The following is a 14,318-nucleotide window of genomic DNA, read 5'->3' on the forward strand; positions in this document are numbered from 1 at the left end:
ATCGGGCTGGGGTCAAACCTGTTTGGCGATGCGGCCGTCCTTCATGACGAACCGCACGTCCTCCAGGACCGTGATGTCGTCGGTGGGATCCCCTGGTACGGCGATGATGTCGGCGAGCAGGCCGGGTTCGAGCCGGCCGCGGTCGTCGACGCCGATGAGTTCGGCGCTGGTGACGGTCGCGGCGCGCAACGCCTCGACCGGCGTCATGCCCCGATCGACCAGGGCCCACAGTTCCTTGGCGTTGTCGCCGTGCGGCACCGCGGGTGCATCTGTGCCACAGGCGATCTTGACTCCGGCCTTGATGGCCTTGCGCAGCGTTTCCCGTGCCTGGGGAAAGACTTCCGCGGCCTTCTTCTGTAGGGCGGGAGCGGCTTTGGAGACGTCCAGTCCTTCGGACAGGTAGCTGGTGGGCACCAGGAAGGTGCCGTTCTCGACCATCATGGCGATGGTGTCGTCACTGGCCAGCGACCCGTGCTCGATGCAGTCGACGCCGGCGCGGATGCAGGCGCGAATTCCGGCGTCACCGTGGGCATGTGCGGCGACCGGGATGCCGGCGCGGTGTGCCTCGTCGACGATCGCCTCGAGTTCCTCGTCGGAGTACTGCTGCGCGCCGGCGACGGTGCCGTGCGACATCACGCCGCCCGACGCCGAGATCTTGATGACCCCGGCCCCGTATTTGATCTGGTAGCGCACGCATTCGCGCACCTGCGGCACACCGTTGGCCCGGCCCTCCTCCACGCTCAGCGGCATGATGTGCGGGGCGAGCCGCTGGAACATCGTCGGGTCGAGATGGCCGCCGGTCGGGGTGATGGCGTGCCCGGCACCGACGATGCGCGGGCCTTCGACCCACCCCTGGTCGATGGCCCGGCCCAGATCGACGTCCAGGAGATAGCCGCCCGTCTTCACCATCAGGCCGAGATTGCGGACGGTGGTGAACCCGGCGTGCAGGGTCGTGCGGGCGTTGAGGGTGGCCCGCAGCGTCCGGTACACCGGATCGTCCTGCACCCCGTGCATCGCATTCGGCAGCCCCGACGGATTGTCCGGCCCGCCGATGAGCAGGTTGATCTCCATATCCATCAGCCCGGGCAGCAGCGTGACATCACCCAGATCGATGACTTCCGCGCCCTCGGGCAGCTGCGGCGGATCGACGGCGGCAATCAGGTTGTCCTCCACCACGATTACCGCCGGCGAGTGCACCCGCCCCGTATCGATGTCGACACGCCGGGCCGCGCGGAGCGCGACGGTAACGCTACCTTCTGTCATGGTCCGGACCTCCCGGAAACGCTCGTCTTGTTGTCCTTCGAGTGCTACCACAGGACGGCTGCGCCGGAAGCTTCACCGTACCGGGCGATCCCGGTGACGGCCGATCCGATACTCGTGCTCCGGTAACGCCTCTGCACCGGTACCGCGGCCGGCCGTGACCTGCCCGCCTGCTCATGGCACCGGCTCGATGACGCAGTTCAGCGTCGTCCGACTGGCATCCGGCACGGCCGGCTGGCTCCACACCTCCACCGGGAACGACACGATGATCATCGAATACAGCAGATACATCAGGTTCTGCACCTCGTCGGGCAGATCGTCGAGCGGGAACTTGTCGCAGTAGGCGATCGCGTCCTCGGCGCGCGGGGTGATCGCCTCGTAGAACCGCTCCATATCCTGCATCGTGCTCGCCAGACGCTGGGCATAGCGCTCATGTTCGGTCGCCAGACACCACGTCTGCGCGAACTGCTCCAGATCGGCGAACTCACTGGGCAACAGAGTCATCGCTGTGCCACCTCCTCGCGCTCGCGCCGATATTCGTCGACCCAATCCCCGGCGACCTTGTGCAGATGCCGCAGCAGGATCTCCTGGTCGTTCAGCGGGAATGTCGTCACCGCACGGGATTCCAGCATGATCTGGGTCGCTTCCAGGGTGCTGGCGTCCTGCAACCCGTATTCCTTGAACGTCACCGCGGTCATCTCGTGTGCGACGCGGTCGCGCGCGGTGCGGGCGGGCGGGAAGTACAGGTTTCCCTCGAAGATGTGGGTGTTGTGGGAAGTGGGCCAGTAGTGATAGGTCAGATACCAGCCGCTGGACCAGACCAGAATTGTCCAATTGGGCCACAATTGGAACGAGTCGAGGCCCCACGGATTGCAACGCGCGGGGTTGAGTCCGGTCGGCATCTCACCGAGATCCGGTGTGTCCCAAGGACCGAACAATCCGCCGCGGGTGATGTCCTCCATGGGCTTGCGCATGGTGGGATCGAGTTCCCAGGTGACCACGCCGGAGGTGCTGACCAGCCGGTGCGGGCCGTCGAGCCGGTAGTGCGGCGCCTCGAATCCGGCCTGCTGCGCGGCGATCGAGTAGTTGTCCGGCGTCTGTTTCCCGTGCAGCACGGGCGCGTGATAGAACTCCTGGAACGCGTCCATGTACAGTTTCCAGTTGGCGCCGACCTCGGACCGGTAGGAGAACCGCTCGGTGAGCTGGTCGAAGGGATAGCCCTCCAGGCCGGTGATCATGGGGCCGAGGAATTCCCGCAGCGTCTGCCGGGGCTGCGGGGCCAGGTTGATGAAGATGAACCCCGCCCACACCTCGCAGTGCACCCGGGCGAGCCCGAACTGGTCCTTGTCCAGATCGAAGAATTCCTCTTCCTGCTGAACGAAACTCAGCGCACCGTCCAGCCCGTACCGCCAGCCGTGGTACTTACAGGTGAACTGGCGGCAGGTCCCGGACACCTCCTCGCGCGGAATCTCGTTCCACACCAGCTTGTTTCCTCGATGGCGGCAGATGTTGTGGAACGCGTTGACATTCCCCTCCTTGTCGCGCACGACGATCACCGAGGTGTGCGCCGCGTGGATCTCCTTGGTGAAGTAGCTCCCGGTGCGGGGTAGCTGTTCCACGCGACCGACATTGAGCCAGGCGCGCTTGAAGATCGCGTCGCGTTCCAGTTCGAAGAACTCCGGGGAGATGGAGTCCTCGTAGGACATCGGCGCGGTGCCGAGTTCCGAATAGTGCTGTGTCCAGCTGCCTTCGGCGGGCTTGGGCCAACGAGGCATGGTGTTCTCCTGAGTGACGGGTGCGGCGTTATTGGATCGGTTCGTCGCCGAGCACGGTGGTGCGCAACATTTCTCGTGGCGAGCCGGGGTCGTAGGGGGCCGCGCGGTGGATGACGCCGCGGTTGTCCCAGATGACGGTGTCGCCGAGGGACCATTCGTGGCGGTAGACGCGTTCCGGGGCGGTGCAGCGCCGCAGCAGGTCGTCCAGCAGCGCCCGGCTCTCGCCGGATTCCATGCCCACGACATGGTCCGTCGACGCGCCGAGCACCAGCGACCGGCGCCCCGACTTGTGCGTCCACACCAGCGGATGCTCCTTGCTGGGCCGGCCGCGCCACACGGCCAGCTGTTCGGGCGTGGGATTCTCGGTGACCAGCCGCTGCGAAGCCTCCAGGGAATGCACCACGCGCAATGACGCAAGCTGTGCACGTTCCGATTCGCTCAGAGTGTCGTAAGCGCCATAGGTGGAGGCGAATTCGGTTTCCCCACCGCTGGCGGCCACGGCCTTGGCGGTGAGCATGGTGGCCTTCTGCGGATAGGCGTCGTCCTGGGGCGTGCAGCCGTCGATATGCCAGTCGAACGTCGCGCGCAGGTAGCTCGCCGAGGAATTCTTGCTGGTGTCCAGGCTGACCCGGTAGATGCCCTCGACCGGATGGTGGCCGGGTTCGGTGTCGATATCCCCCAGCTTGCGGCAGAACGCCACCTGGGTCTCCGGATCCAGGTGCAGATCGCGAAATACCAGCACGCCATGGGTTTCCAGGGCGTCCAGCACCGCGTCGACGACAGCGTTCTCGGTCAGCAGGCTCGCGCTGTCGATCCCGGTGACTTCCGCACCGACGGCGTGATTGAGCTTCTTGATGGTGATGGTCATGAGAGTGTCCTTCCGGCCCGGCGTCGAATGCGGCTGCGGGGCTGGGTGATCAGGGAACCGGCTCGGCGATGCGGTCCAGCACGGCGTCGGCGCTGTCGGTGGGTTTGAGCTGCTGGAAGATCTCGACCGCCATGGCGACCATCACCAGCGAATACACCAGATACAGCAGGTTCAGCGCGTCCTCGGGCAGATCGTCGAGGGGGAATTTGTCGCAGTAGGCGATGGCTTCGTCCAGCCGGGGCAGGAACGCGTCGTGGAAGGTGACCAGCTCCGGCATGGAACTGGCCAGCCGCCGCGCCCATCGCTCGGCTTCGGTAGGCAGACACCAGGTCTCGGCGTACTGCTCGAATTCGGCGAATTCGTTCGGCAACAGGCTCATCTCGATCACCCCTTCGCGAGGTCGTGCCGGTACTCGTCGACCCAGTCGGCCACCGCCTTGTGGAAGTGCCGGACCAGGATCTCCTGATCGTTGACCGGGAACTTGGTCAATCCCGCTGTGCGGTAAGCCGATTCGAGGGCGGTCTGGGTGCCGGTCAGCATGCCCGCGTCCTGCAGCGCGAACTCCTTGAACACCACCGACGCCACCTCGTGCTCCACTCGTTCCCGGACGGTGCGCGCCGGCTGGAAGCACAGCATGCCCTCGAACCGGTGGGTGTTGTAGGAGGTCGGCCAGTAGCGGTAGAGCAGATACCAGCCGCGGTAGATGAGGATCTCGATATTGGGGAAGATCTGGAAGTTGTCGATACCCCACGGTTCGACGTTCCCGGGATTCAGTCCGGTCGGCATCTCACCGAGATCCGGCGACTCCCACGGCCCGACGAGACCGCTGCGCGTGATCCGCTCGATCGGGTACATGTATTCCTCCGGCAGCGTCCAGCGGCGGGCGCCGCCGGTGGACACCATCCGGTGCGGGCCGTCGACCTGGAAGTGCGCGCACTCGAAGCCTTTTCCGGTCCGAACGGGATTGGGGATCTGCTGCGGATGCAGCCCGGGAACGTGGTAGTACTCCTGGAACGCGTCGGCGAACAGCTTCCAGTTGCTCTGGTTGTCGGCCTTGAACTCGTACCATTCGGTCATCGCCTCGAACGGATAACCGTCCAGTCCGGTGACCATGGGCCCGAGGAATTCCCGCAGCGATTGCCGCGGCTCCGGGTCGAGATTGACGAAGATGAATCCCGCCCACACGTCGCAGGGCACCGAGGCCAGCCCGAACTCCTTCTTGTCCAGCTCGAAGAACTCGCCCTCCTGCTGCACGAAGTTCAGCCCGCCGTCGAGGCCGTACCGCCACCCGTGATACTTGCAGGTGAACTGGCGGCAGACGCCGGAGACCTCCTCGCGCGGAATCTCGTTCCACATCAACTTGTTTCCGCGATGGCGGCACACGTTGTGGAAGGCGTTGATGTTTCCGTCGCCGTCGCGCACGACGATGACCGAGGTGCGCGCGGCGTCGATCTCCTTGGTGAAATAGCTGCCGGTGCGGGGCAGCTGTTCGATCCGGCCGACGTTGAGCCAGGCGCGCTTGAAGATCGCCTCCCGCTCCAGTTCGAAGAATTCCGGCGATACCGAATCCTCGAACGAGATCGCCCCGGTACCGAGTTCGGGATAATGCTGGGTCCAGCTGCCCTCCGCGGGCTTGGGCCACTGTCGCACGGGCGTTTGAGTCACGGTCGTTCCTCCGTATCCGGTTGCGCGGGAACCGTTTCCCGCTCCATCTCGGGGTCGAGTTCCAGATCGACGCTGTTGAATACCAGGGCCAGGCAGAGATAGGAGCCGGCCACGAACAGGACCTCGATCAGCTGACGGGTGTCGAGATGCCGCGCGAGCCCCGCCCAGGTGTCGTCACCGACGCGCTGCCGATCGAGCAGTTCGTCGACGGCCGTCAGCAGCAACCGCTCGAGCGGCGACCAGACCGGGGCGCCGGGGCCGACGGCGACGGCCTCGATCTGCTCTTCGGTCAAGCCGCATCCGGCGCCGAGCCGCGCGTGCTGCGCCCACTCGTAGGTCGACCCGCTCAGCCGGGCCACCCGCAGAATCAGCAGTTCGCGGTGGCGGGGGTCGAGCGCGGAGCGCTCCAGCAGCACGCCGTTGTAGGCCAGCCACGCGCCGCCGAGCTCGGCGTGATGGCCCAGTATTCCGAGGATATTCGGCATGCGCGGGGCATCGGGCGCGCCGGACAGGTAGCGGTCGGCGAGTTTCACCTTGCCGCGCAACATGTTTCGCGCTGACTCGTCCCACTGCTGCGGGGGCAGCGGCGCCAGCCGGGGCGCCGGGGTCATATGACGGCACCGCCGTTCACGCCGAGCACCTGTCCGGTGATGTAGCCGGCCTGCTCCGAGCACAGGAACAGGCACGCCGCGGCGATATCGTCGCCGGTGCCCAGGTGTCCGACGGGGATCGCCCTGGCCATGATCTCGTTGTCCGGAAGGTTTCCCTCCGACTGCGACTTGCGCGACATCGGCGTATCGATTCCCGACGGCGGGATGCTGTTGACGGTGATACCGCATGTCGCGTATTCGCGGGCCAGCCCCTTGGTCATCGCGATGACGGCGCCCTTGGACGCGGTGTAGTGCACCATTCCCGGCGAGCCGCGCTGCGCGCTGGACGACGAGATCGTCACGATGCGCCCCCATCCGCCCGTCACCATGTCGGGGATCGCGGCCTGGACGCAGTGGAATGTTCCGTTCAGATTGACCTCGATCACGCGGTTCCATTCGTCCTGCGAGATCTCGGTGAACGGGGCGAACGCGACCAGCCCGGCGCTGGTGACCAGGATTTCTACGGGACCGAATTCGGCGCGCACCTTCCGCAGGGCCTCGTCGACGGCGCGGCGATTCGTGACGTCGACTTCGCAGGCCATCGCCTCGCCGCCGCGGGCACGCAGCTGTTCGGCGGCGCGCTGGGCCGCCGCGCCGTCGATATCGAGGACCGCCGTGCGGTGACCGTAATCGGCGAAGGACCGGCAGACGGACAAACCCATTCCGGAGGCGCCGCCGGTCACGACGGCCACCCGGCCGGAGGGTCCGGCGGATCGGCCGTGGTCGGCCTTGGGGCTGTTCATATTTCGAGCCGCTCCTTCTCCTCGTCGACCACACGACAGGGCGGACCGCTCGGCGAGACGCGGCCGCCCACCCGGGATCCGGCACGCGTGCGCGCCGTCCCCGCTACCGCCGGAGGGCCGTCCGACGGGGGTTAAGCGAGTGCCTAATTAGGCGAGTGATTAAGGTATACGGCAGGCGGTTGACCACTGTCAATGGTTCTCCGAAGAACCTTTCCGGCCGGGCGCGCGGACATCGGCCGACCGATCGGCCGTACACTGGGCAAACGGCCGGCCCGGCGGATTGCGGTGAGCGTCACCGTGTCCCGTGCACCGGCAGTCGACGGCGCCAGGCACCGCCGCGCGGAAACCCTCCCCGCGCCCCATCGAAGGCGCCCCGCGCCCCGAAGGAGACCAGATGAAACCGGACCGCGGCACGGACCCCGAGAACTCCCCGACCCGCACCGCACTCCTCGACGCGGCGGAGCAGATCATGCTCGAGGAGGGCTACGCCGCGGTCACCACCCGGCGCCTGGGCACGCGGGCCGGCGCCAACTCCGCACTCGTCTACTACTACTTCGGCAATATGGACAACCTGTTCATCGAGCTGTTCCGGCGCGGCGCCGACCGCAGCTACCAGCGCCAGATCGACGCGTTGTCCTCGCCGCAGCCACTGTGGGCGCTGTGGGAGTCCGTCCACGACCAGACCCAGACGGCGCTGACCATGGAATTCGTCGCGCTGGCCAACCACCGCAAGACCATCCGCGCCGAGATCGCGAACTCCTCCAAGCGCTTTCGCAAGCTCCAGCTCGATACGGTCGCCAAGGTCCTGGCCGACTACGGCTACGAATCCGGCACCTACACCCCCGGCGCCGTGGTGTTGCTGATGTCCAGCATCTCCCGCTTCCTGCGGATGGAGGAGGCGTTCGATGTCGACACCGGCCACAACGAGGCGATCGGCATCGTCGAGGGATTCCTGCGGGAACTGGAGGGCGAGCGCCGCCCGGCCACCACGGAGCAATCGACAGACGGGCAGTGAACCGGCCGGGAAGTCGCGCCGCTGCGGCGCGCGGCGCCCATTGAGCTAATTTGGCCGAAACTGTCGATTTTCTGGCCTCGGCTGTATGTCCTTCGGGCAGGTTCACAACCTACCGTGCAACCATGAGCACCCCTTCGATCGTCATCATCGGCACCGGCTTCGGCGGGCTCGGGATGGCGATGGAACTCCAGCGCGCGGGCGTGCGCGACTTCACCATCCTGGAGCGGGCCGGCGAGGTCGGCGGCGTCTGGCGGGAGAACACCTATCCGGGCGCGGGCTGCGACATCCCCTCGCCCCTGTACTCCTACTCCTATGCCCCGCGCCTCGACTGGCCGAAGCGGTTCGCCCGGCAGCCCGACATCCTCGAGTACCTGCGCGGCCTCGCCCGCGAGCACGATCTGCTGCCCAAGATCCGCTTCCGCACCGAGGTGACCGCCGCCGACTTCGACGACACCAGTGGCCGGTGGACCGTGCACACCGCCGACGGCGCCGAATTGACCTGCGACGTACTGATTTCGGCCGTCGGGCAGCTCTCCCGGCCGGCGCTGCCGAACATCCCCGGCGTGGAGACGTTCCGCGGCACGGCCTTTCACTCCGCCGAATGGGACCACGAGGCCGACCTGGCCGGCAAGCGGGTCGCGGTGATCGGCACCGGCGCCAGCGCCGTGCAGTTCGTCCCCGAAATCGCGCCCGCGGTAGGTCATCTGACGCTGTTCCAGCGCTCGGCCGCATGGGTCATGCCGAAGCCGGATCTCGAGTACAAGACCTGGCATTACCGCGCCTTCCGGCTGCTGCCGATCACCCGGCTCGGCGAGCGCTTCGCGTTCTGGCTGCTGTGCGAATTCCTGGCGCTCGCCTTCGTCGATGTGACGGTCATCCGCCGGCTGGTGAACTTGATCGGCAAGCGGCACTTGAAGAACCAGGTGCCGGATCCGCAGTTGCGGGCGACGGTTACGCCCGACTATCCGGCCGGGTGCAAGCGCGCGTTGTTCTCCAACGACTATCTGCCCGCGCTCACGCGGCCCAACGTGACCGTGCAGACCACGGCGATCGGCGAGATCACCCCCGAAGGTGTGCGCACCACCGACGGCGTCCTGCACGAGGTGGACGCGATCGTCTACGGCACGGGCTTCAAGGGCACCGAATTCCTCTGGCCCATGCGGATTTCCGGCCGCGGCGGGCGCAAGCTGCAGGACGAGTGGGCGCAGGGCGCGCGGGCCTACCAGGGCATGACGGTGCCGGGCTTCCCCAACCTGTTCCTGATGTACGGGCCGAACACCAATCTCGGGGTCGGGTCGATCGTCTACATGATCGAGTCGCAGGCCCGGTACGTCCGGCAGGCGATCCGGCGGCTCGGCGAGCGTCCTGGCCACGTGCTGGAGGTGCGGCCCGGCGTCGAGACCGAGTTCGACCGTAAGCTCCAGCGGCGCCTGGACCGGACGCCGTGGAACTTCTGCGCCAGCTGGTACCGCAATGCGGCCGGGCGGATCACCAACAACTGGCCGGGCACCACCGTCAGCTACCGGTGGACCACCCGCCGGCTCGATCCCGAGGACTTCGAGCTGCGCCCGGTCGCCTGACAGTATTTGCCGCACAACACCTTCGATGAGTGGAGATCAGATGACGTTCGACTACGACGTGGTGGTCGTCGGTTCCGGATTCGGCGGCAGCGTCACCGCACTGCGCCTGACCGAGAAGGGCTACCGGGTCGGCGTGCTCGAGGCGGGCCGCCGCTTCGCCGACGACGAATTCGCCGACACCTCCTGGGACGCACGCAAATACCTGTGGGCGCCGGCGCTGGGCTGCTTCGGCATCCAGCGGCTGACGCTGCTGAAGGACACCTTCATCATGGCGGGCGCGGGCGTCGGCGGCGGGTCGCTGGTCTACGCGAACACCCTCTACGAACCGACGGACAAGTTCTTCTCCGACGGCCACTGGGCGCACATCACCGACTGGAAGGACGAGCTGGCCCCGCACTACGACCAGGCCGAGCGGATGCTGGGCGTGACGGCCAATCCGGCGACCACGCCGTCGGACCGGGTGCTGTCCGAGGTGGCCGAGGAGATGGGCGTCGGCTCGACGTATCGCAGCACACCCGTCGGAGTCCTGTTCGGCGGCAACGGAGTCCGCCCCGGACAGGAGCTACCCGATCCGTTCTTCGGCGGCGTCGGGCCTGCGCGCAACACCTGCACGCATTGCGGTGAGTGCATGACCGGTTGCCGGCACAACGCCAAGAACACCCTGGTCAAGAACTATCTCTATCTCGCCGAGCAGGCCGGGGCGACGGTGCACGCGCTCACCACGGTCACCGATGTGCGGCCACTCCCCCGAGGCGGCTACGAGATCTCCACCGTGCGCACCGGACGGTGGGCGCGCAAGTCCCGCCGGACGTTCACCGCCGAGCACGTCGTGTTCGCCGCGGCCGCGCTCGGCACCCAGAAACTGTTGCACCGCCTGCGCGATCGCGGTTCGCTGCCGAACATCTCGCCGCGCCTGGGCGAACTGGCCCGCACCAATTCCGAGGAGCTGCTGTCGGTGCGCAGCCGCCGCAAGGACTCCGACTTCACCAAGGGCGTCGCGATCACCTCCTCGATCCACCCCAACGACGACACCCATATCGAGCCGGTGCGATACGGCAAGGGCAGCAACGCGATCGCCCTGATCGGCACCGCGATGATCGACCCCGACGGCCGGACGTCGAAGGTGCGCCAGTGGTTCCGGCAGCTGCGCCGCAACCGCCGCGACCTGTTCACCACGCACAATCCGCGGCGCTGGTCGGAGCAGATGATCGGCCTGCTCGTCATGCAGTCGGTGGACAACTCGATCACCACCTACACCAAGCGCGGGCTGTTCGGCCGGAAGATGACCACGAGACAGGGTGTGGGCGAACCGAATCCGACCTGGATCCCGGCCGGGCACGAGGTGGCGCACCGGGTGGCCGACAAGATCGACGGCATCCCGACCGGCGGCTGGACCAGCCTGTTCGACATCCCGATGACCGGGCATTTCATCGGCGGCTGCGTGATCGGCGACTCCCCCGACACCGGTGTCATCGACCCCTATCACCGGATGTACGGGTACGCGGGCCTGCACATCATCGACGGCTCCACCATCTCGGCCAACCTCGGCGTGAACCCCTCGCTCACCATCACCGCGCAGGCCGAACGCGCGGTGGCGCTGTGGCCCAACAAGGGTGAGGCCGACGAGCGGCCGGAGCTGGGCGCGCCCTACCGGCGCATCGCCCCGGTACCGCCGCGCAACCCGGTGGTCCCGGCGAGCGCCCCCGCGGCGCTCCGCCTCCCCATCGTCGACATCACCGGTCCCGCAACGAAATCCGAGCCATCGGCCGAGACAGCCAACTGACCGGGCTATGTGCTGCCGCGGACCGACGCCCGGCCGACCACCGGACCCCTCTGCGCACGCTCTACTTCCATCATCCCGGCACGCTATCCCCGCCATCCCGGCACGCTTTCGGCCGGGATCCATCGTCAGGAACTGCGGGATTCCGGCCGAAAGCACGCCGGAATGACGGGGCGGAGCACGCCGGAAAATGGGGGGCGAGCACGCCGCATTGCCGGACGGTCGAAGTACCGCATGGTGATGCCGCGGGCCTGGTCGACCTGCTCCGTGCCGAGGCTGGTGTAGACGGCGAGGCCGCCGAGCGCGCCCGGCCGCTACACCCCCTTGACCGCCGCCCGCTCCATGAAACCGAACAGGTAACCGGCGACCCGGCGCATCTGGATCTCCTCGGCGCCCTCGGTGATGCGGTAGCGGCGGTGGTGGCGGTAGATATGCTCGAACGGCTTGTAGCGGGAGTAGCCGAGGCCGCCGTGTACCTGCATGGCGCGGTCGGCGGCCGCACAGCACAGCCGGTTGGCCCAGTAATTGCACATCGACACCTGTTCGGAGGCAGCGAAAGTGCCGTAGGTGTCCATCGACCACGCCGTCTTGTGCACCAGCGCGCGCAGCATCTCGCACTGGGTGTGCAGCTCCACCAGCGGGAACTGGATCGCCTGGTTGGCGGCCAGCGGCTTGCCGAAGGGCTTGCGCTCCTTGGCATAGGCGACGGCCTGATCGATACAGTATTGCGCCGCACCGAGACTCGACGCGGCCTGGCGAATCCTGTTCTCGTTGAAGAAGTGCTGGACGACGCCGAGGCCGCGGCCCTCCTCGCCGAAGATCGCCGACCGCGGCACCCGCACGTCGGTCAGCGAGACGCGGGCGTGGTCGGTCGGCATGTTGAACGTCCACAGGTATTCCTCGACCACGAATCCGGGGGCGTCGGTGGGGACGAGGAATGCGGTGATGCCCCGGCCGTCCCCGGCCTGGCCGGAGGTGCGGGCGAAGATCAGGTCGGCGTCGGCGATGTGCACGCCGGTGTTCCAGGTCTTGGTGCCGTTGATGACCCAGTCGTCGCCGTCGCGGACGGCGGTGGTCTCCATATGGGTGGCGTCCGAGCCGTGCTCGGGTTCGGTGATGCCGAAGGCGAAGAACTTCGTGCCCTCGGCCAAGCCGTCCACCCACCGGGACTTCTGTTCGGGCGAGCCGTATTCGAGCATCAGCAGCAGGCCGACATTGTTGGCCACGATGGCGTGTTCGTTCTGCAGATCGCAGTGCAGGCCCAGGCCGCGGCGGGCCAGATGCTCGCGGATCACCGCCATGCCGAGGTTGGTGCCGTCGCGGCCGCCGAACTCCCTCGGGAAGGCGTAGCGGTAGTGACCGGCGGCGTCGGCGACGCGGCGCGATTCGGCCAGCAGCGCTTCCCATTCCGCGCTGGGCAGGCCGTCGCGCTCCCAGTCGGTGCGGGCGTCCTCGCGGCGGTGGTCGAAGAACCGGATGTTGTCGCCGGCCTGTTCGAGCGGGACGATCTCCTTATCGATGAAGTTGTCCAGCTCCACCAGGTAGGCGGCCAGCTCCTCGGGTAGTTCGAAATCCACGCTGTCTCCTAAACGTTCGCGCCGGGCCGGATCTGCATGAGCAGGTCCCATTCGATTTCCGACACCCGGCGGCCGCTGGCCGCCATGACGATGTCGCGGACGGTGCCGTCCAGGTGCGCGGCGGCCTGACCGGCCAGCCCGACGCCCCAGGCGAGCGTCCCCATCACCTTCCACCAGCGGAAGCGGTCGAGGTCGAAGCGGCCGCCCGCCGCCTCGTAGCCGCGCACGAAGGCGTCGCGATCGGCGAAACCGCCGAACTCCCGGGCGTCTTCGCGGAACCGCCACATGCGCAAGGCGGGCCAGGCGACATCGCGCATCGGATCACCGAAGCGCTGGGAGCCCTCCCAGTCGAGCACGGCGCGCAGGCCGTCGGTCCCGACGATGATGTTGCCGTTGCGCGTATCGGTGTGCAGCAACGCCTTACGCTCCGGCGGCCCGGGCAGCCTCCGCTCCAGCCAGCGCAGCGCCATGGCGAAGACCGGGCGATCGGCCAGCAGGGCGCGCACACCCCGCTCGGCCTGGGCCAGCTGATCGGCCGCCGGATCGGCGCCGGAGGCGGGTACGGCCTCGGGGGCGTCGTCCGGGTCGACGGTGTGTAGACGGCCCATCGCCTCGCCCCATCGGCGGGTCACGGTTTCGGCGTTGCCGGCGGCCTCGATCAGCCGTAACACCTTGCGCGGCACGGTTTCTCCGTCCACGTGGGCGGAGATCACGAACGGTTCGCCGATCCGCGCCGTGTCGGTGCACGTGGCCACCACCTCGGGGACCGGAACACCGTTGGCGCGGGCCAACTCTCGCACCGCCGCCTCGGCGGCCACCGGCATCAGTTCGACCGCGGGCGGGACGATGGTGGCCACCAGTCGGCGCGGGCCCTCGCCCTCGATGTCGGCGGTGAAGGCAACATTGCGGCGGCGCGCGCCGCCGGACAGGAGTTCGAGGCCCGCCACCTCGACCGGCCGGCCGAACGTCTCCGCCAGGACCTCGGCCAGGCCCGCGGCGGGATCGGCGCTCACTCACCCTCCCAGCTGTCGTAGCCCGGCTTGGCTATGGCGAGATCGGCGCGCACCATCTCGGCGAGCGCCTGCCACAGCGCCTCCTCGTCCCCCTCGGGCACGGCGGCCGGCAATTCGCTTTCGCGGTCCGCGGCGGCCGGGCCCAGCTCGACCTCGCGGCGCAGGATCCGGGCCAGATTGGCGCCGACCCGCGCGCGATGCTGCAGGCCAGGGGGCAGCTCCGGCAGGAGCGTGTCCTCCAGCAGCTCGGCCAGCGAATCCAGCAGCTCGGCTGCCGTCGGTCGATTCTGCACAGACGACTCCCTCGGTGGACGACCAGCTCGGCATGGCACGGCGGTCGGCCCCGCGCGCCCGAATGCCGTTGCAGCACAGCGCCGACCGCACCCACGATA

At 67.7% G+C, this 14,318-nt stretch carries 14 protein-coding genes; 3 read left to right on the forward strand and 11 right to left on the reverse strand.

From position 1 onward, the window contains the following. Positions 1 to 12 precede the first annotated feature (12 nt). The 8 genes from D892_RS0135485 to D892_RS0135520 all read right to left on the reverse strand — a co-directional run bounded on the left by D892_RS0135485 (position 13) and on the right by D892_RS0135520 (position 6,961). Complete coding sequence (locus tag D892_RS0135485) at positions 13 to 1,263, reverse strand: amidohydrolase family protein (protein ID WP_024805808.1); 1,251 nt, start codon at positions 1,261 to 1,263, stop codon at positions 13 to 15. A 171-nt stretch (positions 1,264 to 1,434) separates the two neighbouring features. Continuing rightward, positions 1,435 to 1,764, reverse strand: coding sequence for a hypothetical protein (locus D892_RS0135490; RefSeq protein WP_024805809.1), 330 nt, complete (start codon positions 1,762 to 1,764; stop codon positions 1,435 to 1,437). Next, entirely contained in the window at positions 1,761 to 3,035 is a 1,275-nt protein-coding gene (locus D892_RS0135495; protein WP_024805810.1) for an aromatic ring-hydroxylating dioxygenase subunit alpha, read from the reverse strand. Before D892_RS0135495 ends, D892_RS0135490 begins: the two co-directional genes overlap by 4 nt. Positions 3,036 to 3,063: 28 nt before the next feature. Further along, complete coding sequence (locus D892_RS0135500) at positions 3,064 to 3,903, reverse strand: TauD/TfdA family dioxygenase (protein ID WP_024805811.1); 840 nt, start codon at positions 3,901 to 3,903, stop codon at positions 3,064 to 3,066. 49 nt (positions 3,904 to 3,952) lie between these two features. Then, complete coding sequence (locus D892_RS0135505) at positions 3,953 to 4,282, reverse strand: hypothetical protein (RefSeq protein WP_024805812.1); 330 nt, start codon at positions 4,280 to 4,282, stop codon at positions 3,953 to 3,955. A 5-nt stretch (positions 4,283 to 4,287) separates the two neighbouring features. Further along, the gene (locus D892_RS0135510) at positions 4,288 to 5,553 is read right to left on the reverse strand and encodes an aromatic ring-hydroxylating dioxygenase subunit alpha (RefSeq protein WP_024805813.1); all 1,266 of its coding nucleotides are present in this window, start codon (positions 5,551 to 5,553) and stop codon (positions 4,288 to 4,290) included. Positions 5,554 to 5,564: 11 nt separating this feature from the next. Further along, positions 5,565 to 6,179: a carboxymuconolactone decarboxylase family protein gene (locus D892_RS0135515; RefSeq protein ID WP_024805814.1), complete on the reverse strand. Its 615-nt coding sequence runs from the start codon at positions 6,177 to 6,179 to the stop codon at positions 5,565 to 5,567. Next, entirely contained in the window at positions 6,176 to 6,961 is a 786-nt protein-coding gene (locus D892_RS0135520; RefSeq protein WP_024805815.1) for an SDR family NAD(P)-dependent oxidoreductase, read from the reverse strand. The genes D892_RS0135515 and D892_RS0135520 overlap by 4 nt, the downstream gene beginning before the upstream one ends. Positions 6,962 to 7,355: 394 nt before the next feature. On the opposite strand from D892_RS0135520, the gene D892_RS0135525 reads away from it, so the two are divergent. From D892_RS0135525 to D892_RS0135535, 3 genes are all read left to right on the forward strand, one after another. Next, a complete protein-coding gene (locus D892_RS0135525; protein WP_024805816.1) occupies positions 7,356 to 7,976 on the forward strand; it encodes a TetR/AcrR family transcriptional regulator in 621 nt (206 codons plus the stop codon). A gap of 122 nt (positions 7,977 to 8,098) precedes the next feature. Beyond that, positions 8,099 to 9,556 (forward strand): NAD(P)/FAD-dependent oxidoreductase, encoded by a 1,458-nt coding sequence (locus D892_RS0135530; protein WP_024805817.1) that lies wholly within the window; start codon positions 8,099 to 8,101, stop codon positions 9,554 to 9,556. A 25-nt stretch (positions 9,557 to 9,581) separates the two neighbouring features. After that, entirely contained in the window at positions 9,582 to 11,339 is a 1,758-nt protein-coding gene (locus D892_RS0135535) for an FAD-dependent oxidoreductase (RefSeq protein WP_369801788.1), read from the forward strand. Positions 11,340 to 11,650: 311 nt separating this feature from the next. Here the strand turns inward: D892_RS0135535 and D892_RS0135540 are convergent, their stop codons facing one another. Genes D892_RS0135540 through D892_RS0135550 form a run of 3 tightly spaced genes read right to left on the reverse strand, consistent with a single transcriptional unit; the run spans position 11,651 to position 14,219 of the window. Next, entirely contained in the window at positions 11,651 to 12,913 is a 1,263-nt protein-coding gene (locus tag D892_RS0135540) for an acyl-CoA dehydrogenase family protein (RefSeq protein WP_024805819.1), read from the reverse strand. A gap of 8 nt (positions 12,914 to 12,921) precedes the next feature. After that, on the reverse strand, positions 12,922 to 13,926 hold the full coding sequence (locus D892_RS0135545) for a phosphotransferase family protein (protein ID WP_024805820.1): 1,005 nt from the start codon (positions 13,924 to 13,926) through the stop codon (positions 12,922 to 12,924). After that, entirely contained in the window at positions 13,923 to 14,219 is a 297-nt protein-coding gene (locus D892_RS0135550; RefSeq protein WP_024805821.1) for a DUF6285 domain-containing protein, read from the reverse strand. The genes D892_RS0135545 and D892_RS0135550 overlap by 4 nt, the downstream gene beginning before the upstream one ends. Between the last annotated feature and the right edge of the window lie 99 nt (positions 14,220 to 14,318).

This window comes from Nocardia sp. BMG51109, from assembly GCF_000526215.1.
Lineage (GTDB): Bacteria > Actinomycetota > Actinomycetes > Mycobacteriales > Mycobacteriaceae > Nocardia.